Annotated in this window: 21 protein-coding genes; 8 read left to right on the top strand and 13 right to left on the bottom strand. The window is 49.6% G+C overall.

The window, feature by feature from the left end:
* The first annotated feature begins 350 nt into the window (after positions 1 to 350).
* Positions 351 to 770, top strand: a complete 420-nt coding sequence (locus tag VN379_RS14250) for a CBS domain-containing protein (protein WP_325534949.1) — start codon at positions 351 to 353, stop codon at positions 768 to 770.
* Positions 771 to 824: 54 nt separating this feature from the next.
* Here VN379_RS14250 and VN379_RS14245 read toward each other — a convergent pair whose 3' ends face one another.
* The 3 genes from VN379_RS14245 to VN379_RS14235 form a co-directional block, all read right to left on the bottom strand.
* Positions 825 to 2,066 (bottom strand): Zn-dependent hydrolase, encoded by a 1,242-nt coding sequence (locus tag VN379_RS14245; protein WP_325534947.1) that lies wholly within the window; start codon positions 2,064 to 2,066, stop codon positions 825 to 827.
* Between the two features lie 166 nt (positions 2,067 to 2,232).
* A complete protein-coding gene (locus tag VN379_RS14240; RefSeq protein ID WP_325534945.1) occupies positions 2,233 to 3,741 on the bottom strand; it encodes a sensor domain-containing diguanylate cyclase in 1,509 nt (502 codons plus the stop codon).
* 244 nt (positions 3,742 to 3,985) lie between these two features.
* Positions 3,986 to 5,170, bottom strand: coding sequence for a M20 family metallopeptidase (locus tag VN379_RS14235; RefSeq protein WP_325534943.1), 1,185 nt, complete (start codon positions 5,168 to 5,170; stop codon positions 3,986 to 3,988).
* Between the two features lie 364 nt (positions 5,171 to 5,534).
* On the opposite strand from VN379_RS14235, the gene VN379_RS14230 reads away from it, so the two are divergent.
* Together VN379_RS14230 and VN379_RS14225 are read left to right on the top strand one after the other, a co-directional pair.
* Positions 5,535 to 5,843: a helix-turn-helix transcriptional regulator gene (locus VN379_RS14230; RefSeq protein ID WP_325534941.1), complete on the top strand. Its 309-nt coding sequence runs from the start codon at positions 5,535 to 5,537 to the stop codon at positions 5,841 to 5,843.
* A 122-nt stretch (positions 5,844 to 5,965) separates the two neighbouring features.
* Positions 5,966 to 7,021: a M48 family metallopeptidase gene (locus VN379_RS14225; RefSeq protein WP_325534939.1), complete on the top strand. Its 1,056-nt coding sequence runs from the start codon at positions 5,966 to 5,968 to the stop codon at positions 7,019 to 7,021.
* 438 nt (positions 7,022 to 7,459) lie between these two features.
* On the opposite strand, the gene VN379_RS14220 is transcribed toward VN379_RS14225, so the two are convergent.
* A complete protein-coding gene (locus VN379_RS14220) occupies positions 7,460 to 8,875 on the bottom strand; it encodes a hypothetical protein (protein WP_325534937.1) in 1,416 nt (471 codons plus the stop codon).
* A 411-nt stretch (positions 8,876 to 9,286) separates the two neighbouring features.
* On the bottom strand, positions 9,287 to 9,496 hold the full coding sequence (locus VN379_RS14215; RefSeq protein ID WP_325534935.1) for a helix-turn-helix transcriptional regulator: 210 nt from the start codon (positions 9,494 to 9,496) through the stop codon (positions 9,287 to 9,289).
* A gap of 147 nt (positions 9,497 to 9,643) precedes the next feature.
* Here VN379_RS14215 and VN379_RS14210 point away from each other — a divergent pair, with 147 nt between their 5' ends.
* The 5 genes from VN379_RS14210 (at position 9,644) to VN379_RS14190 (ending at position 16,025) form a co-directional block, all read left to right on the top strand.
* Positions 9,644 to 10,288, top strand: a complete 645-nt coding sequence (locus VN379_RS14210; protein WP_325534933.1) for a LexA family protein — start codon at positions 9,644 to 9,646, stop codon at positions 10,286 to 10,288.
* Between the two features lie 767 nt (positions 10,289 to 11,055).
* Positions 11,056 to 11,991 carry a hydrogenase small subunit gene (locus VN379_RS14205; RefSeq protein WP_325534931.1) on the top strand — a complete coding sequence of 312 codons (936 nt, stop codon included), beginning with the start codon at positions 11,056 to 11,058 and terminating at the stop codon, positions 11,989 to 11,991.
* Positions 11,992 to 12,140: 149 nt separating this feature from the next.
* The gene (locus VN379_RS14200; protein ID WP_325534929.1) at positions 12,141 to 12,881 is read left to right on the top strand and encodes a molecular chaperone TorD family protein; all 741 of its coding nucleotides are present in this window, start codon (positions 12,141 to 12,143) and stop codon (positions 12,879 to 12,881) included.
* Between the two features lie 15 nt (positions 12,882 to 12,896).
* Entirely contained in the window at positions 12,897 to 13,448 is a 552-nt protein-coding gene (locus tag VN379_RS14195) for a DMSO/selenate family reductase complex B subunit (RefSeq protein WP_325534928.1), read from the top strand.
* Between the two features lie 42 nt (positions 13,449 to 13,490).
* Positions 13,491 to 16,025: a molybdopterin-dependent oxidoreductase gene (locus VN379_RS14190; protein ID WP_325534927.1), complete on the top strand. Its 2,535-nt coding sequence runs from the start codon at positions 13,491 to 13,493 to the stop codon at positions 16,023 to 16,025.
* 6 nt (positions 16,026 to 16,031) lie between these two features.
* Here the strand turns inward: VN379_RS14190 and VN379_RS14185 are convergent, their stop codons facing one another.
* From VN379_RS14185 to VN379_RS14150, 8 genes are all read right to left on the bottom strand, one after another.
* Entirely contained in the window at positions 16,032 to 17,195 is a 1,164-nt protein-coding gene (locus tag VN379_RS14185) for a MalY/PatB family protein (protein WP_325534926.1), read from the bottom strand.
* A 94-nt stretch (positions 17,196 to 17,289) separates the two neighbouring features.
* Positions 17,290 to 18,018 (bottom strand): FadR/GntR family transcriptional regulator, encoded by a 729-nt coding sequence (locus tag VN379_RS14180; protein ID WP_325534925.1) that lies wholly within the window; start codon positions 18,016 to 18,018, stop codon positions 17,290 to 17,292.
* 90 nt (positions 18,019 to 18,108) lie between these two features.
* Positions 18,109 to 18,708 (bottom strand): DUF1847 domain-containing protein, encoded by a 600-nt coding sequence (locus tag VN379_RS14175; protein WP_325534924.1) that lies wholly within the window; start codon positions 18,706 to 18,708, stop codon positions 18,109 to 18,111.
* Positions 18,709 to 18,761: 53 nt separating this feature from the next.
* The gene (locus tag VN379_RS14170; RefSeq protein WP_325534923.1) at positions 18,762 to 19,481 is read right to left on the bottom strand and encodes a maleate cis-trans isomerase family protein; all 720 of its coding nucleotides are present in this window, start codon (positions 19,479 to 19,481) and stop codon (positions 18,762 to 18,764) included.
* A 32-nt stretch (positions 19,482 to 19,513) separates the two neighbouring features.
* Positions 19,514 to 20,512, bottom strand: a complete 999-nt coding sequence (locus tag VN379_RS14165; protein WP_325534922.1) for a M14 family metallopeptidase — start codon at positions 20,510 to 20,512, stop codon at positions 19,514 to 19,516.
* Positions 20,509 to 22,008, bottom strand: a complete 1,500-nt coding sequence (locus tag VN379_RS14160) for a tripartite tricarboxylate transporter permease (RefSeq protein ID WP_325534921.1) — start codon at positions 22,006 to 22,008, stop codon at positions 20,509 to 20,511. Before VN379_RS14160 ends, VN379_RS14165 begins: the two co-directional genes overlap by 4 nt.
* Before the next feature lie 16 nt (positions 22,009 to 22,024).
* Positions 22,025 to 22,471, bottom strand: a complete 447-nt coding sequence (locus VN379_RS14155) for a tripartite tricarboxylate transporter TctB family protein (RefSeq protein WP_325534919.1) — start codon at positions 22,469 to 22,471, stop codon at positions 22,025 to 22,027.
* On the bottom strand, positions 22,468 to 23,466 hold the full coding sequence (locus VN379_RS14150) for a tripartite tricarboxylate transporter substrate binding protein (protein ID WP_325534917.1): 999 nt from the start codon (positions 23,464 to 23,466) through the stop codon (positions 22,468 to 22,470). Before VN379_RS14150 ends, VN379_RS14155 begins: the two co-directional genes overlap by 4 nt.
* Positions 23,467 to 23,639: the final 173 nt, after the last annotated feature.

Genomic DNA, 23,639 nt, shown 5'->3' with positions numbered 1-23,639 from the left:
GTTTCTAGAAGATATTATCCCTAATGAGACAAACATTTAATACCTAAATAGCAAAAACAGCCGCTTTCCTGTAGAGAGGACAAGCGGCTGTTTTTTTCTATTCAGACCTTTCTCAACTTTTATGTAATCGGTTTATAGACTAGCGTTTCCACCGGGAATATTTCTAAGACAAGAGGAAAAGCCGCAACCACAGCCCTGTCTGGTAAAGGAAAAATGAAGCCTGCGTTGAATATAATACAATGATATCTCCTAAATTCAGACAGAAAACAACACAAAATCCTGTAAGACTATCTACATCTACCCCACTCCCTGTCTGAAATCATTAGAAAGATACCGGAGGAGAGTATTACATGAATATTACCTTTTTCCTGATCCCCAAAAACGAAGTAAAATACTTGCCTTTAAATTGCACCATGCGACAGGCACTTGAGAAAATGGAATACCACCGTTATACAGCGGTTCCGCTCATTGATGAGCAGGGAAAATACGCCGGGACAATTACTGAAGGTGATTTACTATGGACAATGAAAAACACACCAGACCTAACCTTTACCGGTACTGAGCGGATCTTTATCAAAGACATTCCCCAGCGTATGACCAACACACCTGTACGAATTAATGCGGAAATAGAGGATCTGCTTTCGTTGGCAATCGTACAGAATTTCATCCCGGTAGTTGATGACAGTGACATCTTTATCGGAATCATTCGTCGTCGGGAGATTATCGAATATTATACAAAACTGCCAACACCAAATGAATATTATATTTAAGTGATTGCTTACAAAAAAACCGTCCAGCTGGACGGTTTTTATATTGGAGCCTTATTAGTGCGTTCTTTCTGCCGCTGCCAGCTGCCGGATTGCCGCAAGTAAAACCTCAGTCCCTGCTGCAATATCACTGAGCTCCGCCCACTCGGCAGGGTTATGGCTTATCCCGCCCTGACACGGAATGAAAATCATACCGGTAGGTGTCATTGCCGCCAAGTGCATGGCATCGTGCCCGGCACCGCTTGGCATTGTCATGCTGGCATACTGCAGTTTGTCACAGAGGCCCTGCAGCACACTCACCATCTCGTCCGGCAGTTTTACAGGCACTTCATTGCTAAGGATATCCAGGTTAACCGCCACCCCACGCCGTGCTTGGACTTTTTCAATTTCGTGGCAGAGCTTATCAACCACCCGTTGTTTACTGTCCTGGCAAATACTGCGAATATCAATGCCCAGCTCAACCTTGCCGGGGATGACATTCATAACACCGGGCTCGGCTTTCACAATGCCTGTTGTGCCAACCGTTCCGCAAGCCATCTCCGCACAGGCTAACTGCTCAACAAGCAGAATAATCTCCGCTCCGGCGGCTAATGCGTCCTGCCGCAGGTTCATAGGGGTCGCTCCCGAATGGTCGGCCTGGCCTGTAATGACAGCCCGAATCCGGGTTGGCGCCGCAATACCGGTTACTATCCCGATTTGCTTGCCTGCATTCTCCAGAACCTTACCCTGCTCAATATGTAGTTCCAGAAACGCCTTAATGTCTGAGGAATAGTGCGCGTCACCAACTGTCTCAGGCGAAAGCCCTCTGCTGCGCATCGCCTCTGCCAGAGTAATACCATCCTTGTCCTTTATCTTCAGAGCAGCAGCCGGCAGTTCGCCGCAAAAGGCCTTGCTGCCCAGAGTGGCAACCCCAAAACGACTGGATTCCTCTGACGCGAACACCACTACCTCAATAGGGTGATAGGTCATAATCCCCGCCTCGGCCAGTGTCTGCACTGCTTCAATCGCACCCAGAACCCCTATGGCCCCGTCGAAGTTCCCCCCATTGGGAACACTGTCAATATGAGATCCGGCCATAACTACCGGTGCTGCCGGATTGCGGCCTTCCCGCCGGCCAATCAGGTTACCAATAGCATCACAACGTACCTGTAAACCTGCCTGCTCCATAAGGCCAATTAAAAAAAGACGCGCCTGCCAGTCAGCATCACCATAGGCCAACCGGGTAATACCGCCGCCCTCAGTAGCGCCAATTGCAGCCAGTTCACGCAGATTAGCCTGCAACCGTTCACTTGATACCAACCTTTACACCTCCCTTCCAATGGAAAAAAGACACCTTGCGGGTAACCTGCAAGGCATCTTTGCCATTCTTTACTTTATAATAATACACCTGTGTTATGTAACTTGGCAAGTCAAATAAGGTTTTTTCATCTTATATGTAACATCTAAAGAACAAATTATGGACCTGCTAATTACTTGTCTCATAGGCGGTTACTTTGTTTCTAATCTCTTTACTAATATACAAAGCCTTATCGGCCAGCTTCAGTAATTCGCCGATTGAATCAGCATTGCGGGGATAGGTTGCAGTACCAATACTGACTGTGTAACCACGGAAAGATTGTTCACAACGCAAACGTATCTCTTCTGCCATAAAGGCAATCCCGTCATACGAGCTATTGCGCAAAACAACCGCAAATTCATCCCCTCCGAACCGGAATACTGCCCGGACACCTACAACAGATACGATGATCGCAGCAAACTCTTTCAACACCTCATCACCAGACAGATGCCCCTGCGTATCATTCGTCTGCTTAAAGTTATCAATATCTAAGATCATGATCCCAATAGTTTCCAAAGCGTTATCTTTTATTTCACTATCAAGAATTCCCAGTATTTTGTCAAAAGACCTTCGGTTATACACGTTGGTCAAATCATCCATATCTGCAGCGCCTTCCAGCGTAGTGTGAACTTCTTCGAGTTTTTCAATAGTGTCATTATAAACCTGAATCATTTCATCAAATTCCGCAGCATAGCCATAAGGGGCAATCTTCTTATATTTCCCTCTCTTGACAGCGCTAAATGCTTCCACTAGTTTATCGAGAGGCTTCGTATATCGCCGCACTGTATATGTACCAATAGCAATAATTACAAGAATGACCAATAATGATACTGCCAGAATTTCGTAAATCATCCTATTACGTAATTGTGTTATCTCAGCAGCCGGTGTATTCACAATAACAGTCCAGTTCAGTCCCGGAACCTTACTATATCCCAGATAATAATTTGCGTTTGAATCATACTGCATAACCGTCGATCCGCTTATGCCCTGTAACTGATTAAAGGCTCTTCCCATCTGTCCGATGCGTTCCCGGTCATTATGATAAACGATAGTCCCTTGCCTGTCTAAAATGGCAATAAATCCACCACGGCCAAAGGATTTATCGCCAAACATGGATGCTAATGTATCACCATGCAACCGGATAACACCAAAAACCACACCTGCAATAGTACCATTCTCAACAATGGGGGTTGCTATTGAAATAACCTTACGACCGCCCTGGCTCGTAAAGACACCGCTAATGTACGTTTCCCCCCGAATCGCCTGCTGAAAATAATCCCTTTGTGATAAATCCAAATCAGGACTAACACCGGTAATCCCACTGGCCAGCAAGACATGGCCTTGTTTATCGATAATGAAAATCAGATCTAATTCAGGGATAAACGAATTGACGTCATCAAGCAGTTTTGGATCGCTTCTAATTCGTTCGCTGGCGGCAATCGCTTTTAATGAAGTCTCAATCTTATTAAAATAGGCTACAAGTTGCTCCCCAACATTATGTGCTGCTTTTTCGTTTGTTGCTAAGAATAGAGAATTAGTAGTGGCAATAAAAGACCTCTCAAAAATAGTAAACTGAATAAAGCCACTAATAATAATCAATATACCAAGCAATAGCGTAAACTTATGTAAGAAGCGCATTACATGACTCCACTTTCAAAATTATTTAATCTAATATGACGCAATACTCCTACCACCGGGGCTTGGCTTGTTGTATATATATGATTGCTTATTATAACAAATAATACCCGGCAGTGTGAATAATTTATTGTTTGTATTTATTTTCCATTATTATATTATTCCTCAATGGAAAAAGAACCCTTTAAATATTTTTAAAAGGCCAAGAATGCTTTTCCTAAGCATCCTTGGCCTTAAACCGGCTTGACTAACGTCCCACTCCCCCCAGATAATCATAGGCTAGCTGGGCTAACGCCGCAGCCCCAAATTTAAGTGCGTCCTCGTCAATATCAAAGCAGGGGTTGTGCCATTGATGGACAATGCCTTTGGCCGGATTGCCTACTCCCAGCCACAAGAATACGCCAGGTATCTGTTCCTGAAACAGGGCAAAGTCCTCGCCCCCCATACTTGGTACAGGCGTAACGACGCCGGTTGTGCCAACAACCTGCTCCAGCCGCTGGCGGCACCAGGCAGCCAAACCGGGCGGATTAAAGACAGCCGGCAAATCCTGACGGTAGACAAACTCAGCCTGTGTGCCCATCGCCTGGGCAATGCCGCTGATCAGCCCCTGCATCCTGCCAGGCATCTCCCGGCGCAGTACAGCGTCAAACGTCCGGACAGTGCCGGTCAGCTCCACCTTGTCGGGTATTACGTTATGGGCATGACCGCCGTTGATGGTGCCGAAGGAGATAACCGCCGCCGCCAGCGGATCGACCTGACGGCTGACAATGGTCTGCAACCCCTGAATAACAGCGGCAACCGCCGTAATCGGGTCCCGGGTACTATGGGGAATGGCGCCATGACCGCCGGTTCCCTTGATGGTCAGAAACGTAGTGTCAACAGCCGCCATCAACGGGCCTTCCTTGCACCCGATTTGGCCGACAGGAAGGGTGGGCGTATTATGCAGGCCGAAGATCACATCAACAGCCGGATTAGTCAGCACGCCCTGCTCCAGCATCAGCTTAGCCCCGGCATTAATCTCTTCAGCAGGCTGAAAGATAAACTTGACAGTGCCGGCCAGGCTGGCACGCCGACCGGCCAGAATCAACGCCGCCCCCAGCAGGCAGGCGGTATGGGCGTCATGACCGCAGGCATGCATAACCCCCGGCTGCAGGGACTGATACAAGCAATTATTTTCCTCGGTGACCGGCAGGCCGTCAATATCGGCCCGCAAGGCAACTACCGGCCCAGGTTGGTCGCCTTTGAGCAAACCCACAACCCCGGTTTCACCGCCCCAGGGCACAACCTCAATCCCTGCCAGCAGGAGAATCTGGGTAATATATTCGGTGGTCCGGTACTCTTTAAAACTAAGCTCAGGGTTACGGTGCAGATCCCGTCTGATGTCAATCAACTGCTCCGACAGCTCGGTTGCCTGCTCCAAGATGGTCTTCATACACATCCCTCAATTCTACTAATATTATATTAAATCAGCCCAAACACCACCTGGACAATCATGGTAGCGTACACACAGGTGTTGCAAACAGCAAGGAACAATATAACATCAGTATTGCCTTATATTGCTATAATACCAGTTACAGTGAATATGACAAAACTCGGTTTCACGATAACAGGCACCAAGTGTCTTTAAGACACTTTTCTTATCAAAATTAAGCCTTTCACTATCCGCATATTCCATACTCTTTATTCAAATTTATTATAACGGTATATAGTTATGATTGTCAACGTTAAATAGTTAATAGTATCTTATTGTTTTTGATATACTCAAACTAACGAACTATCGTTTATAAGGGGAATATATGAACATAGCCAACCGCATTTTAGAATTATGTAATGAGCGAAATATAAGCATTAATAAGCTTGCTGAACTTTCCGAGATAACCCAATCCACTTTAAATAGCATAATGAACAATAATGATCCGAACCCACAGATTAAAACCTTAGATAGAATCTGCACCGGTCTTGAGATAACCCTGGCTGTTTTTTTTGCCGAAGAAAAGCCGGAATTAGAACTAGGAGTCCTCCGACTTTTGGATACAGCAAAAAAATTAACGCCAGAGCAAAGAGAATATCTGCAAAAATTTTTAGATACTCTCAACAAGGAATAAATTTCTCTCGGTACTTAACTAAAACTACCTACACCTTCCAAAATTTAATAACAGGATTTAATGGTAGTCAAGTCGAACTCCCTATTAAAACCAAATTTGTTAGTTAACTGGGGGGACTGGTGATGACGTTTTATCTCCGCCGGATCACAGGTCTCTTTTTCTGTTTTGTCATCATGATCAATATTTACGGCTTGCCGCCAGCGGAAGCCGGGATCATTAGCACAAATCAAGAAATATCCATCGGCGCCAAGGTTGCCGAACAACTGGAAAAAAAACACGGGCTAGTTGATGATGCCGCTCTTCAGGAACGGATAACCCGGATTGGCACCAAACTGGTTGCCGTATCTGACCGAAAAGATCTAAAATATTCATTCAAAGTACTTAACTCAAACGACGTGAACGCACTGGCGGCACCGGGGGGCTTTGTTTACATATTTAAAGGACTTGTTGATTATATGCCGTCAGATGAGGAACTGGCCGGGGTCATTGGCCATGAACTCGGACATATCGTCAGGCGACACAGTGTGAAACAAATTGAAAAATCACTGACCGTCAGTGTGTTGTTCGGGGTTGCTTTCGGTGATCGCGGGCCGGTTTTGCAAAATCTTGCGCAAAATGCCATCATGGCAGGTTATAGCCGTAAAGACGAACGTGAAGCTGACCAACAGGGGTTTAAGCATACCTACCTAGCTGGATATAACCCTTACAGCATGTTGATCACTATGAATAAACTGGATGATTTGCCAGACAAGGGGACATATGGGCTGTTCTCCTCCCATCCGGAACCGGAATCTCGTGTGAAGCTGGTCCAAAAGTACATGAAAGATGCTAAGATTACCCCACAGGTTATTACTGACGGAAAAAAAGCCGAAGTAGTCGATAATACCTGGAAATTGCCGGCATTCACGGTCAGCTTAGATGGGTATAAACCGCTTTATCGTGCTTACTTTACGGCAGGCGCATTGTATTTAGCGGCGGCAGATCCAGGGTTCCGTAGTAACCGTTTTTCTGTTACCCACACTGAGACCGGTGCGATTATCTATTACAAAGATCAGAAAATCGCTACCCTCAGCCACCAGGACGCAACTGCCCGCGGCCAGACTCTGAGCGAACTGACAAGTGAGTTCATGAGCAAACTTAACGAATGGCCGGCCAAACGTCAAAAGGTTGCCGGATGACGACAAAAACACTATATCATTCAACGAAAGAAGCCCCCTTTCGGTTATCTATTGTGAGCCGAAAAGGGGACTTTTTGTTGCCGATCGGAGAGATTAATGTGTTTGGTTGTCCACTCACCACGATGAGAAAAATTATGATGGACTTTACATCTAATGTGTTAGTTGCCCCAAGATAGATACTACATTCTTCAAAACAGCAATCCCTTGAAAAGCCAGTTTATTCAAGGGTTATCCCAACATTTTTCCAAGCGCACCAGATTATATTGCAACTTGCTCATAAAAGTCTCACCAAGTCGCTATTTATAAGGCTTTCGCCAGCGTTGCTTACAAGTCCTGCTTGGAAAAAATCAAACCTTTTAAGATAAATTCTCCAATCACTTTTTCTCTTTGGTTCATAAAAAAGAGCAGTCCATTTCGACTACTCTTATCTCAATTAGTTTATAAAACTTTCCCCAACCAGGTTACCGCCTCACTTCTTTCTTCCATGGCTTTTGCCCTTCCCTTGCAGGTAAGCGCAGCCTCCCTGGCCTGCCAAGCCAGCCTGGCCTGAGCCGCAAGCGTCCGGGAACTTCGCTGCGGTGCCCCCCGGGTAAGCGGCGGCTGCCAAAACGGGGTGACGGAGTTGATATTAGTAAGACCCAGATCAGCCGCTGGCGTCAAGGTTCGAAAAGGATCTGACTGCAGGCTGACCGGCGGAGGGTTATAGACATCAATCTGGTTGCCTCTGACAAACCAGAGCCGGTCATTACTCACAGGCAGGGCATTCTCATATAATAGTGCCCAGAAGAAACCGGGGGCGGCCGCCATCACGTCCACCGCTTCAGCCAGCTGGCTAAGCAAGGCTGGCGTTGAAGAGGAATTGACCTGCAACTGGAGAACGGCAGCGGTGGTTTTGTATACCTGGCCCCGTAAGGTGGCATAGTCATCGTTGTAGTGACCGGCCAGGATATAAACGTCGCCGCGGTTCCCGATTACAATGTCCCGGAAATCGAACTGATCGCTGGTACCGTTGGCCGGGCCCGCCTGGAAGACGGTCCTGGCTGTCATCGTATTAGGATCAACGATATCCAGCCGGGAGTCCGGATTATGGCTGCCGAAGTTCTGGGGGCCGCCGATACAGGGAATATAGATGTTGTTGTAGTCGGCGTTATTAAAGGTAAAGGCAAACGGCTCCAGGGCCAGGGCATTTTTACCGACTTTGACATAGTCACCGGCGGTGTAGCTGAGGGCGCCGGTTGCGGGCTCAATGCGCAGCCTGACAAGCGTGCTGGCCTGGTAGACAGCCGCGCCCCAGGGGTCATCAACGGTGGTAAAGAGGGCCAGCAGTAAATTGCCGTTCTTCAGCAGGGCAACCCCGTTGTGCTGCAAACCGGCTGGGGCCAGCGGCAGGCGGTTCGGGCCCTCGATGGCATTGAAGTAATCGGGAAAGAGATAGTTGCCTGATTCGGTGTAAATGTCGCCGGTCATGGCAATGGTGACAAGGGCCGCATTGTCATAGTCAATGGTGTGAATAAAATTGCCTTTGGACACAGTGCCATACAGGTTATCCATCGAGTTCCAGGTTTTAGTGCCGATATGAGCCCAGGGATTTGCGGCCGGGTTGTAGATATCGATGATCGCATCTGCTGGAGGATCACCAGCCTTCCGCAAATATTGGGCGAGGATAACCCGGAGTTCGCCTGCGGCATCAGGGAATGCGTGGACTGTGGGGTCACGTCTCTGGTTAATCACTTGGGCTTTATTGGCGATGATGTCAGTAACGTCACCTGTACCTTGTGTAATATCGCCCGCCTGACCACGTTCATAGCTTTCATTGACCACAGTAAAACCTAATAATAAATCTCCCTTTGACATTTGATCAGCCTCCTGTTTATTACTATCAAACCTCCTATTCCTGATTCCAAATAAAAAGCAGCTTGCTTGTTCTCCCAAAAAGGCATATTGCACAGTTGCGTAATAGGTCCGCCCCTGTTGCGGGTAAAAGACATTCCGGGCTACCGGTCTGGTAATGCCTTCCCAGTGATCGTGATCAACCTCTCCCTGCTCCGGCCCCTACCGGCAACAGGGCCAGTACACAGCCCAGACTGATAGCGGCAGCGGTTGGGATTACCTGATGCTTTCTCATTTAAAGTTGTCCCCTTTTTGTTATATGAGTTTTTATGTAAATTCGTTACACTACCAGAAAGCTAAACCCGCAACTCCTAGTGTCTTTATGACACTCTCCTGGGCATACTTTTTCCTTATCCGGCAGATTACGCGCCCAGTTTATTTTAACAACCTGTCTTTGTTAAACACATCGCAGAAAAGAATCTCCATCGGTACCCCCGAGTCATCGGCAATCCTTTTCATGATAAACGGGGAAGGACTCTTGGCGCCGCGCTCCCAATAACTCCAGGCCTGCTGGGACACGCCATACTGAGCCCCCATTTCCGCCTGCGACCGCCCGCTGCGAAATTCGACTAGCTTTGTTCTCACATGCTCACCCCGACAACTTTTGGTTGTTTACGACACTTTTTATAATAATACAACCTCATGTTGTTGTCAATCGGTTACACGAAATTTAGTTGTTGCTATTTTCTTTTACAACAGTCGGTTGTAACATGAAGACAAGTAGGTGATAAAATGTTGGCTGCAATCATTAGATCGGAACGCCTAAAAAAAGGCCTTACCCAGGAGGAACTCAGTAAAATTGTTGGCGTTACCCAGCAGGCGGTTGCTAAATGGGAAGCCGGACGGGCTATGCCTGATACGGCGCTGATCCCGACGCTGGCTGCTCTTTTTGATATCCCGCTCAGCCGTTTATTCGGGATAGAGGAGACTGGGAAACTACCGGCAATCCCGCTTAATGCCGATGACCGGCCGGCCTTTTACCGTGTACCTGTCATTGGCCGCATTCCCGCAGGCAGTCCGGCGCTGGCCCTGGAGAGCTTCGAAAGCTATGAGGATATTCCCGGGTCCTGGTTAAACAGCCGCCCGAAGGAATTTTTCATCTTGAGCATAACCGGTGACAGCATGGAGGGCGCCAGAATCTTTGACGGCGACAAGGCCCTCATCCGCAAGCAAAACTGTTTTGACAATGGTCAGATTTGTGCTGTCGGCATTACCGGGGATGAAGAGGAATACGCAACCCTGAAATATGTGTATGAGCTTGATGAGCAATTTGTAGAACTGGTGCCTGACAACCCTAAGTACAGGCGCAAAAAGGTCGCCCGCGCCAAGGTCCGTATATACGGCGTGTTAACAATGACCTATCGGCAGCATAATTGACAGATCCCGCATTAAGTGAGCGGTGTTATTAGTCTAAGCAGGTCAAAGCTATGCCATCAGGCACACACTAGAACAAGGGGGACTGATCCAAAACCTAAACGATAGTGCCAGGCTTTTCGGGCAAGCAGTAAAAAAGCTGGTTAAATTTATACTAATACGGTTATATTAAACATAGGATATTAAGAACGCCCCTGTTGCTAGCAGGGACGTTCGGTGGATACCGGAGGTTAACGAAGAGGCTGACAATGAACTTAATCATTGTCAGCACATCCGCTATTGAGACGTGGAGTTTGAATTGTTTCGTCTCAAGGCGCATAACAATCACCTCCTGTATTCAGTTAAGGGACGAGTTACCGGCTCGTCCCATTTTCCATTATACAGGAAAATGCTGTCAGCAGATACCTGGTATTAGCTTCTCATTATGATTTATCAGATTGCTTAAAAAAAACAAAGGGACAGATGCTATATTTTATCATTATCTGTCCCTTGCGTTGCCGGTTTCATACCGGCTTTACCCCGCCGCCCTTCTATATCAGCAGACGTATTTATTGTCAAGCATTTATAAGATTAGGCAGACCCTACTAAGTCATTAATCATACTGGAACAAGAAAAACCAGCCTTGCTTTCAGACGATATTGACAAGCGTACTAAGAGGCTGTAAAATAATATCTAAATTAGATTAAATTGACATTGCTGACTCGTTGGAGAACAAGAGGCCGTGTTCCATGTACAGTGGAATACGGCCTTTATATATTTAGGGGTATGTAATGACGGCTAAACAAACACTTGAAGAACTATTCCAAATCAACAGCTTATCACGGCGCCAGTTTATTAAAGTTTGCTGCGCCCTAACCGGCATCCTGGGGCTGCCGCCAACCGCCCTGCCGCAAGTCATGGCCAAAGCGCAGCGCCAAACCGTAATTCCTGTGATCTGGCTGCAAGGCCAGGGTTGCTCCGGTTGTTCCATGGCGTTTTTGAGTTCGAATGCGCCGCCGGCGGCAGAAGCCATTTTAAACATGGTCAGGGTTGAATATCACGAACTGCTGTCGTCTGCTGCCGGCCAGGAAGCAGAACAGCATCGCAGCCAATTAATGCAGGATTTTAGTGGTAAATACCTTGTAGTGGCTGAGGGGGCTGTGCCGGTGGCCGAAGCAGGCTGTTGTTCGGTCGGCGGCGTCCCCTATATTGAAACCCTGAAAAAGGTAGCAAAACAGGCCGCTGCCGTTCTCGCCGTTGGCACATGTGCTGCCTGGGGCGGCATTCCGGCCGTCAGACCCAATCCTACTCTGGCTGTCCCTGTCGATCAGGTAATAACCGACAAACCGGTCATCAAGATACCCGGTTGTCCGCCGATACCAGAAGTCTTAACCGGGGTTGTCATGCAATATACATTGTTTGGCAGGTTGCCGGCTACGGACTGGCAGGGGCGGCCTGCTCAGTTTTACAGTCAAACCATCCATAGTACTTGTGAGCGTAAACCGCATTTTGAAGCCCAGCGATTTGCCGAACAATACGGCGATCGCGGCACCACAGCCGGCTGGTGCCTATATAAATTGGGCTGTCGTGGTCCGTCGACCTATAATTCCTGTGCAAACAAGCGATGGTATCAGGGGCTGTCCTTTCCTATTCAGGCTGGTGCACCTTGCATCGGTTGCAGCAATAGTGATTTTGGGGTTGATGACCCCTCAGCTGGTTTTAGTTAGGTACACCTACCTTTGTGCTGATCAGTAAATTGACTGAAGGCCGGGCAGAAATTTTATTCTGTACCGGTCTTTTTTGACGGTAAAACGCCTGATGGCACCAAAACAAAACGGGTTCCAAGTGGTTTAACAATCAGAACAGGAGGAATACCATGACCCAAAGTCAACAGCAGTGGCATTACCTGCAGCCAGCATTAGATATCAGAATTTTCGCCTATGACTTTCTACGCAGGACATTTTTACATGAACCTGCGGCAAGTTACCTGGAAACTGTTGCGGCAGCAGGCTTTATCGAACATTTTCCGTTTGCCGGGGAAAACAAAGCAATCAGGCAGGGCGTGCATGAAGTCCAAGATTATTTACAAACAAATAATGCCACCGACGCCAAGACCTATAGCCAGTTACACTGGGATTATACCCGGTTGTTTATTGGGCCTTACCAATTGCCAGCCCCGCTGTGGGAATCGGCCTATGTATCGGAGAAACGATTGCTGTTTCAGGAGTCAACCTTTCATGTTCGCTGTGAGTACGCCCAATATGGATTCTTAGCCCCAAACCACCACAAGGAGGCTGACGATCATCTGGGGCTGGAGCTGGATTTTATGTATCAATTGGCTTGCCTGGCCAGTGAAAAGGGCCATGAGCAACCGGCAGCAGTCCGGGAAATTCTTAACAACAGCCAATTGTTTTTAACAAATCATTTGTTGAACTGGGTACCGGCATTAGCCCGGGATATCAGGCAACACGCAAGTACAGGTTTTTACCGGGGCATGGCCTCGCTCCTGACCGGCTATCTGGCGCTGGATGTTCAAATTCTTGGTGAACTGCTCAGTAATGAGGTATTCTGCGATCCCCCCCTGCTTGCGGTGAACTCGCCGCCAATCCTTAAATAAGAGGTGTTGAAAAAAATGGGACAAAAAGGGTTCTTTTATGACATGACTGCCTGCACCGGTTGCAAAACCTGTCAGATTGCCTGCAAGGATAAAAATAATTTAGCCGTGGGCGTTCTTTTCCGTAAAGTACACAGCTTCGAAGGCGGCAAATACCCCGCCCCCTGGGTATATCCTTTATCAATTTCCTGCAATCATTGCGCGAAACCAGAATGTGTCGCCGTCTGCCCTACCAGCGCTCTCACCAAACGCCCCCAGGATGGCATCGTTACGCAAAGCAGGGAAAAATGCATTGGCTGCCGGGCGTGTGTCAGGTCCTGCCCTTATCAGGCGCCGCAGTATATAGAAAAAGAGGGCAAAGCAGGCAAATGCGACTTATGTGCCGACCTGATTGACCAAGGCCAGAATCCGGCCTGTGTCGATGCCTGCCTGATGCGAACCTTGCAATACGGCGACATTAAGAAACTAAAAAAAGACTGGGGTGGAACTGCCGACGTAAAAGGCTTGCCTGATTCCGGACTGACTTCCCCATCACTGGTCATTAGACCGAATAAACAAGCCCGGCCTTAACGCCGGCTGCATTACCAAAGCAAAATACTGGAGGTGGATTGTGTGACTTTGATTGATCGAGCCCAGAATTATCCTATCAGCCGCCGCGACTTTCTCAGGCTGTCCGGCACGGCGATTGCCGGTGCCGTCACTGCCATGATGCTGCCGGGGTACGGTCTTATGCGGCCAGGACCAGCCTATGCCAATAGCCTAACTATGGAAGGCCGGTGGGTGACAGCTGCCTGCTGGCACAATTGCGGGGGCCGCTGCCTGAACAAAGCGTATGTTGTAGACGGAGTAGTACTACGACAAAAGACCGATGATACACATCCTGACAGTCCGGATTTCCCGCAGCAGCGAGGCTGCCTGCGCGGCCGGTCGCAGCGTGAGCAGGTTCTGGGAGCCGATCGGCTAAAATATCCGATGAAAAGGAAAAACTGGCAACCCGGCGGCGGCAGAAAAGAACTCCGCGGTCAGGATGAATGGGTGCGTATCTCCTGGGATGAAGCCCTGGATATTGTGGCCGGTGAGATTAAGCGCATTAAAGAGACCCATGGCAACTCAGCTGTTTTTATTCCAAGCGGTTCAGAGCTGCCACGGGTGCTTAGTCTCTATGGGGGGTATACCGAACGATGGGGCCTGGTTTCCTGGGGCTCCTGGCCGGACGTTTACCCATTTATTACCGGGGTCAAATCAAATGGCGCCACCGATGGCAATGACCGCTTCCGGCTGCGTAAATCCAGGTTAATTATTTTGTGGGGGGCCAACCCGGCTGTTTCCAGCAATGGCAATCCGGCCTACAACTACTTGCAGGCGAAAAAAGCCGGTACCCGGTTTATCATTGTCGACCCGCTTTACACCGACACAGCCCGGGTCTTGGCCGATCAATGGATTCCCTGCCGCCCCGGCACCGATACAGCCCTGATATTGGGTATGGCCTACCATATCATCACTAATAATCTGCATGATCAGGAATTTCTCAATAAATATTGCATTGGCTTTGACAGCGGGCATATGCCGCCAGGCGTTGATCCCCAGGAAAACTTTAAGGATTACCTGCTGGGAACATATGATGGGATACCCAAGACGCCGGAGTGGGCCGCACAGACTTGCGGGGTTGAGCCTGCAGTTATCCGGGCCTTTGCGGTTGAGTATGCCGGCACCAAACCGACAGCTATTATAACCGGCGGCGGACCAGCCCGGATTAATAACGGTGAACATGTTCCCCATGCGATGCTGACCCTGGGCTTTCTAACCGGCAACTTTGGCATACCAGGCGCCGGTGTCAGCCCTAACATGCATAATCGTGCAACCTACCCCGGGCCGGTTCTGGTAAAACCTGGTCCCAAGGGAATACCTGCCATTGCCAATCCTTTAGCCAAAACCAGACTGAATAACGGTGAAATGTGGGATGCCGTTCTAACCGGCAAATATACCGCCGGCGAAGGACCCAAGAAGGATATCAACGTCCAAATGATTTACCACGGCTTTGGGTCAGATCTGAATCAAAGAGCAGGCTCCCTGCGCGGTGTGGAAGCGCATCGCAAGGTCGAATTTGTCGTAACCCAAAACTATGTTTTTAATACCAATGCCAAATACTCCGACGTTGTGCTGCCGGTCATAACCCAGTGGGAAGCAGAAGGTGGCGTGATAACCGGGAACAGGGAAATTCTTATTAACTATACCCAGGTGATTGAACCGCTTTATGAAGCCAAAAGTGATCTGTGGATTGCCACCGAAATCGGCAAGCGGCTTGGTCTGGATACCGCCAAGATTGATCCGGTACCGGCCAGTCAGGCCGTCTTCAACCAGATCGCCGGCGCCCAGGTGATGAAGCCGGACGGCAGCGGCTATGAAAAATTAGTGACAATTACGGCGCAGGATATTGCCGGACTGGCGGTCCAGGGGACACCGCAAACAGGCCGGATCACCTATCAGGAATTCCGGGAGAAGGGAATTTACCAAGTACCGCGTTCAACTGGTGATAAGCTGGAATTCACATCCTTTGAAGAGTTTGTTGCCGATCCGGTTAACAATAAGCTCAAGACGGTTACAGGAAAATTTCAGATTTACAGTCAGGAACTGTCGGCTCACATCAAATCATTCGGTTGGTCGACAAAAGCCGCGCTTCCCAAGTATGAACCAGCTCTGGAAGGCTATGAGGACGGTATCAGAGACGGCTATCCATTTCAGTTGGTCACCATCCATTACCAAAGACGGGCCCATTCCACGTTTGATAATGTTCCCTGGCTCCGCGAAGCTTTCCCGCAGGAATTCTGGCTCAATGCGGCTGACGCCCGCAAACTGGGCATAGCCACAGGCCATATCGTAAAAATAACCAGCCGGCATGGTGCCGTTATTCGCCCGGCTTATGTTACTGAGCGGATTATGCCCGGCGTTGTGGCCCTCGGTCAAGGCGCCTGGCTGGAGGTGGATGAAAAAACCGGCATTGATAAAGCCGGAACAACCAATGTATTAAACGGCCCTATTCCTACTGGCCAGGGCCATAGTGGCTACAACAGCTGTAATGTTCAGGTTGAGAAATATGATCAGCCACTGGCCCCTGATTATAAATGGCCCCAGCGCGTAATTCTGTAACTGACTCTAGTTTAAGCCGTTCACCGCAGTCTCAATCCGCAGCAGCGCCTGTTCGAGAACCTCCCGTCGGCAGGCGATGTTCATGCGCATAAAGCCTGTGCCCCCCGGCCCAAAGGTCGATCCCTCATTCATAGCCACTTTTGCTTTTTCCAGAAACAGTTTTTGCAGGTCGGCGGCGCTCATCTGTAACTGCCGGCAGTCCAGCCAGATCAAATAGGTTGCTTCCGGCTTGACTACTTGTATGGCCGAAATCCTTGTCGCAAAAAAATCCAGCATGTATGCGAGATTGCCTTGCAGATATTCTACCAGCTGGTCGGCATAATAATCACACTCGTTATAGGCCACTTCCACCGGCAATGTCCCGAATATGGTACGGCCATAGGCTTTATTATTGGCAACGCTTTCATGCAAGGCAGTCCGCAATGCCTTATTAGGGGTAATGGCCGCCCCGGTCCGGACGCCGGCGATGTTAAAAGTCTTGCTGGGGTTGACACAGACAATGCAGTTGTTGGCTATGGCCTCAGACAAGGTGGCAAAGGGAATGTGCCGGTGTCCGGCATAGATAATGTCGGCATGGATTTCGTCGGCTACCACCAACACCTGATTCGCTATACACAGATTGCCTATTTTCAGCAATTCTTCCCGGGTAAAGCAGCGGCCCACCGGATTATGCGGGTTGCATAACAGCAGCATTCGCGCCCGCGGGTGGCTCAACTTCTTCTCCAGATCGGCAAAATCAATTACATAATGGCCGTCTTGCAACAGGAGTTCATTGCCGGCTATGATCCGGCCATTGTCGGGAATGATCTGGTGAAACGGATGGTAGGCAGGCATCTGCAGGACAATATGGTCGCCCGGCTGGGTAAAGGCCCGGATAGCAAACACAATGGCCGGCACAACTGCCGGTGTATATTCCACCCACTCTTCAGCAATCTCCCAGCCAAAACGTTTCTGCTGCCAGTTTTTTATGGCCTTATTAAAGTTACTGCTGTTCACCGGATAGCCATAAATGCCGTGCCCGGCCCGCTTAATCATAGCCGCCACGACCGGCTCAGGGCATTTAAAATCAGTATCGGCAATCCACATAGGGATGACGTCGGCAGGATAGGTATCCCACTTTTTACACTCTGTGCCTCTGCGATCGACAACTTCATCGAAATTATGCTTCAAACTAAGCTCCCTCCCCATCAACATGTTTTCAAATAACGTATATAGGAATAGCATACTGGTATATCGGTATACCAGTATACCTTGTAATCAGAAGCTACTCCTGCTCCACTTGTTTTAGTATCACCTGGCGGGCCTGCTCCAGATGTTCCCGCATAGCTTCCACAGCGCCGTCAACATCCTGGGCAACAATCTTCTCCTGAATGCGCCGGTGATAGCCTAAAGCAACCTCGTGCCGGATACGGTCCTTCAGTGAATACTGCCGTGAAACACTCAACATATCTGACAAATACTCATTAATCTTTTGGATGACCTGGTTGTGGGTAGCGTCGACGATAGCGGTATGAAACTTGATTGAGGCAGCATCCACTTCTTTGCCCAGGGCAATATTCAACTGCATTTCTACAATGGCCGCCTCCATCGCCTCCATATCAGCCGCCGTCCGGCGCTGGGCCGCCAGGCGCACCGCCTGGAGCTCAATGGCCTCACGGGCTTCAAACAGATCCAACAAGCCATGGACAGGGTCCATAATCATAAAATCAAAATGATCCAGTACCTGCTGCATCCTTATTTTTTTGACAAACACGCCTTTGCCGCGAATATGCCGGACCACGCCTAAAAACTCCAATACCTTTAGGGCTTCGCGCACCGGCACACGGCTAACATCATAAAATTGCGCGAGTTCCCTTTCCGACGGCAGCAAATGCCCATCCTGGAGCTGGCCTTTACGGATGGCATTGCGAATATCCTCAACAATCTGCATATAGAGATTGTCGCTTGATTTATCCATGATTTCCATTCGCTGTTGCGCAAAAAAATCTTTCATGTGAGCTTCCTTTCACGGCCGGAAATATACGCATAGAGGCTGTCTGCAGTTTATCATTGCCACTCTATGCTGTCAAGAAAACTTTTACAGCTAATTCCCGTCCTGGCCGGCATCGGCAATCCCCAGTTTCCGCCGCCAGTAGCCGGAGTATACCGCCCCCAGCGGGTTATGTGCCAGTATCCGGTCTTTAGTGACCAGACAGGACACCGGGACTGTCGATGCAGTTTGAAATAATATGTCATGGCCCACACACAGTCCAATAGAAAAGTTCAGTTCTGTTCCGGCGTCGGCCAGCATCTTCGCCTGGGTTTTCGGATTGCACATGGCCTCAAACCGGCCAGCCTGAATCTGCTCAAGCGCCAGGTGCTCCTTACTCACGCCGCATACTTTACAGCATACTGAATGCACCTCAAAAAATTTGGCAAAGTAGGCGACAATAACTCTGGCCTCTTTGCTTAAACCAACGCAAAAGGCCAAGCCTACTTTCTTGACGCCCAGTTCTTGAGCAAAAGCCACGCTTTCCTCCAAACGGCACATCTTCATGTAGTTACGCCCCTCGGTACAGGCGGCAACAGTCATCAATTGCCGGTCAGTCCCGGTGTACATCGCCTTTACGCTTTCCACCCCGATACCAGTGCAATCCTGCCCGGTAGTTTGGCATTTATTATGCTTGCATTGTGCACAGTTCATAAATAATCCCCTATCTGTCATTCAAATTTTAACTGGCGAAGCAGCGCCTGGCGTCAATGCTCCTTCAATAATAACCCGGCCTGCTCACAATGGTCGTTGTTGCCGCTTTGGCGCAATGCGCACCATAAGCTGGCCTGATTGGAGGTGATGACCGGCTTGCCCAAATGCATCTCCAGATATGGAATAACCGCCATCGCTCTGATATTGGTACAGCTGATAAACAGGCCATCACTGCCACTGTCAAAATACTTGATACAAAAATGATAAATCTCCGCCGGCGTCAGGCCGGGCAGCTTGCTGGTCTGTTCAATATCCATACCCTTTAACCTTTTAACGTCAAAGCCATTGTTGCGGAAAAAAGCGCCTTCCCGCTCATTCAGTTCGTCAATATAGGGTGTAATAATGGTTAAACGCTTCAGCTCCAGGGCCTGCAGGGCCGTTACCACCGCAGTGGCGGTCGTGATCACGGGGATGCCTGCCGCCTGCTGCAAAGACCGGGCAAGCTGGATATCCTGGCCGCCCCCGTGCAAAAAGCTGGCGGCTGTACAGCCAAAAACAGCGATATCAACACCCGCCTGGGCAATCACCGCCGCGGCGTCCCGGGCCGAAGCCTGCAGGGTATTCATAGTATCGACATTGGTAAAATCCTGGTCTTTTCTAATTCTGGTACTATGCACGCTGACGCCGGCCGGCCTATATTGATTGAAGTCAGGCTCAATCACCTGATTGCGGGCAGAAATCAGCAGACCAATCTTATGTTTCCAGGCAATCATTGCTTCAATCCTCCCCTGTCATGTCCGGACCGCTACTTGTCTTCATGCCATTCGCAGCCGACAAAAGCCAGGCGGTCCCCACTGGAAACAACCGGATTAAAACAGGTGGCAATCATAAACATGTCCTGATCGGCGTATAGATGATCAACTTCCTGCCAGAAATCGTAGATGGTGGCAATCAGACCGCCGGCCGGAACAAAGCTGCCCGGTTCCACGGCCATCCGCACCAAACCGCCGGCATTGCTGCGCAGAAATTTCCGCTTGGTAATGATTAATTGCTTTTCAGGCACCGGCAAATTGCCGGCAAGCATGCCGAGATCGATCATAACATCCCGGATTCCCATATAGGCCACCTGGATAAATGCTTCTTCCCAGCGCCCGCCGCCGCCCAGTTCGGCCATAAAGCAGGGGATATTATGCTGCATGCAGACAATATCGAGGGCACCGCTGGTCGTGCCGGGAAGTTCGCCGCTGGCGCTTTGCAGGTCTACCCGGCAGTTGGGAAAAACACCAAAGGCTTTAGCCATCCGGAAGGCTTGCTGGTTGGTCTGATCATCTGCCCCCGGTACAATTTTGGATACCGTATACGGAGTAGCGCTGAATAAATGATTTAATGTATGAAAATCAATGACATAATTGGCTTTCTGCTTTAGTTCACTGAAGACGGCATGGGCAACCCGTTCAGAGTATAACCCTGCCGGATTCCCGGGAAACTGCTGGTCCATATCCAGCGAGTCCAGCATGCTGACCTTGGCGCGCCCCAGAAAGGCCACCGGATTGAGGAGCGGGGTAAGCACCAGCGTTCCCTGCAGTTTTTCCACATCAAGATCCCAGAACAGCCGCCGCATGGCCCACAGGCCATTCAGTTCATCCCCATGCACCGCGCCGGTCAGCCATAACGTCGGTCCGTCCTGCTTGCCGCGTATAGCCAGCACGGGAATACGGATATCACTAAAACACGCCAGTTCACCGACTTTGACATACTCACACAGTCGCTGTCCCGGTTCAAGCGGATAATCAAAGATTGTCATACAATCACCTCATTCTTATTACGTAAGCGTTTCACAAGCCTTTGCCCCAGCGGCCAGAGGATAATAACCATCGCCAAAGCCATCATGGTCCCAGAGAGCGGCCGGGAGAAGAAACCCAGCATATCCCCGCGGAACAACAGGGCCGACTGGCGGAAACTGTCTTCCAGCATTGGTCCCAGTACCATTCCCAGCGCCAGCGGCGTTGGGTCATAGCCGTTTTTGCGGAAGAAATACCCCAGAAATCCGAAAATCACGAGTACCCAGAGATCAAACATGCTGTTGCGCACCGAGAAAGCACCGATAAAGCAAAATACAATCACCAACGGCATAAGATATTTACCGGGAATACTGGCAACGCGGGCAAACAGCCCCACGAGCGGTAAATTCAGCACAAGCAGCATCACATTCCCGATATACATGCTGGCAATCAGTCCCCAGAACAAATCCGGGTGCTCCTGGATCAGCGTCGGGCCGGGTACAACATTATGCAGCATAAAGGCCCCCAGCAAAACCGCCGGTAACGGGGAAAACGGCACCCCTAACGACAGCAGCGGGACTAAGGCGCCGCAGCAGGCGGCATTGTTGGCCGTTTCCGGACCGGCAACACCTTCAATGGCACCATTGCCAAACCGCTCCGGTTGTTTGCTTAGCTTTTTTTCCACCCCATAGGAGACAAAGGTACTGATAATATTGGCAGGCCCCGGAATCAGACCAATCAGAAAACCGAGGACAGTGCCCCGGGTAATCGGCCCGACACTGGCTTTGAAATCCTGCTTGGACGGCATAAGCTCCCGGAACCGGACCTTAAGCACCTCTAATGGCTTGAAAATATCTTCTGTGCTGCTTAATACTTCGGCAATACCATACAAGCCCATAATCACCGGGATAAAATCGAGCCCCTGAATCAGGGTCGGGCTGCCGAAAGTAAACCGTTCAGCGCCGCCGATCGGGTCCATCCCGACTGTGGCCAGCGCAATGCCAAAAAACATCATCACATAGGATTTTTTTACCTGCCTCCCGGTCAGGCGCGTCAACAGCAACAGCCCCAGCAAGGCTATCCCGAAATATTCAGGAGGGCCAAACTTGAGCGCAGCTCTGGCCAGCGCCGGGGCCATCAGCATAATCAGCACCACCCCTATTGTTCCGGCCACAAAAGAGCCGATCGCTGCAATTGTCAGTGCCGGTCCGGCTTTGCCCTGCTTCGCCATTTTGTTGCCGTCAAGGCAGGTAATCACGGAAGCAGCCTCACCGGGAACGTTCACCAGAATGGAGGTGGTCGAACCGCCGTACATCGAACCATAGTAAATCCCCGCCAGCAGGATGAGAGCGCTGGTTGTATCCATAGTAAAGGTCACCGGTAATAACAGGGACATCGCCCCTACCGGTCCCAGCCCGGGCAGTACACCGACCAGGGTCCCCATAACCACACCGAGAAAACACCAGCCCAGATTAGCGCCGGTAAGCACAGTACAAAATCCCTGGATTAAATCCTCCATCAGCCATTACCCTCTTTCATATATCAAATATTGCCAACAGCGGCTCCGGCAATGGCAGTTGCAGTAACCACTGAAAAATCAGCACCGAGACAATAACACCGGTAAGGCTGAACTTGAGCTTATTGCCCCACCCCTGATTCCCCATAAGGTGGGAAACATAGTACAGGGCCAAAAACGTACTTACCGTAAACCCGATTACCGGCAGCAATACAAGGTAAAGCACGATAGCCGCGCCGACTTTGGTCAGCCGGACGGAAGTCGCCTTGTCCAGCCTTTCGCTGGCAGGCTGCCCTTGGCCGCTAAAGGCAGCCAGCGAAATCACAGCCCATATACTGCCGATGATCAGGGGAAACATACCCGCCCCGGGCGATTTCAGTGTCCCTAAAGCGAGGCTGCTGCTGCCGTAAAGGTAAACAGCGGCTAATACCACATGCATGCTGATAATGACTTTGTCCAGTGTCATTTGGCCATCATTCCTAAATCAGAATAAATTTTCCCCGCTGTTTCATGCCACTGTTTTAAATCCTGTTTGGCCTTGTCAGTTTCTGTATAAATTACCTGATAGCCGGTATTTTTAGCAAAGTCCTGGAACTGGGGGTCTTCTGTCGCTTTTTTCAGTGCCGCCTGTAACGCTTTGGCAACATTCTCCGGCAAGCCGTTAGGAGCGATTATGTAATGGCTGGCCCCGCCGGCAACATCGACTCCCTGTTCTTTGGCTGTAGGCACATCATTAATCGCAGCTACCCGTGTATCGGCAAATACCGCCAGGATTCTAACCTCACCGGCTTTATACTGGCTCATGATTTCCGTTACATTGAGGAAGGCTAAATCGACATGACCGCCCAATAAACTGGGGATTAACTGGCCGCTGCCCTGAAAAGGCACAGACGTTAATTTGATACCTGCCTTTTGTTGAAAGTTAACACCGGTCAGATGCACAACCGTTCCTTCGCCGGGAATCCCTGCTGACAGCTTATCAGGATTCTGTTTGGCATACGCAACGAATTCTTGCAGGGTTTGCCAGGGTGCGTCTTTTTTTACCACCAGAGCTATCCGCAAGGCCCCGACCTGCACCAGGGGAGTATATTGATCAACACCGTAAGGAGCCTTGACAACATGCAGGCCTGAAGCCAGCTCTCCGCTTGAGCCAAACATTAACGTGTAGCCATCCGGATTGGCGGTAACGACCTCGTTTGTGCCGACTGTTCCCGACCCGCCCGGACGGTTGACCACATTAACCGGCTGCGATAAATAGCTTTTGCTCACCTGCGCGATCTGTCTGGATACTAAATCACTGACGCCGCCGGCCGCAAAAGGCACGATCAGGGTAATTGGTTTGATGGGATATTTGACTTCCTCTTTTTTCGCGGATTGCCGGGCAGTATTGCAGCCTGCCACGACTACCGCCGCCATTAACAGTACCATTCCCAGAAAAACAGTAACTTTTTTTGCATTCATAGCGATACCTCCAACTTTGTTTTAATGACAATTTACTATTGAATACCATACAAAATCCCCGCTGATCCCTCCCTTTTCCGGCATATTGGCATACCGGTATACCAGTATGCCATAACATTTTTTTCGTTCTATATAAAAATAAAAGCGGCTATAGAGATAATTAAATTATCTTA

The organism is Sporomusa sp. (assembly GCF_035561255.1).
Lineage (GTDB): Bacteria > Bacillota > Negativicutes > Sporomusales > Sporomusaceae > Sporomusa.
The sequence above is the reverse complement of the archived record's forward strand: the minus strand, read 5'-3'. Positions and strand labels throughout refer to the sequence as shown.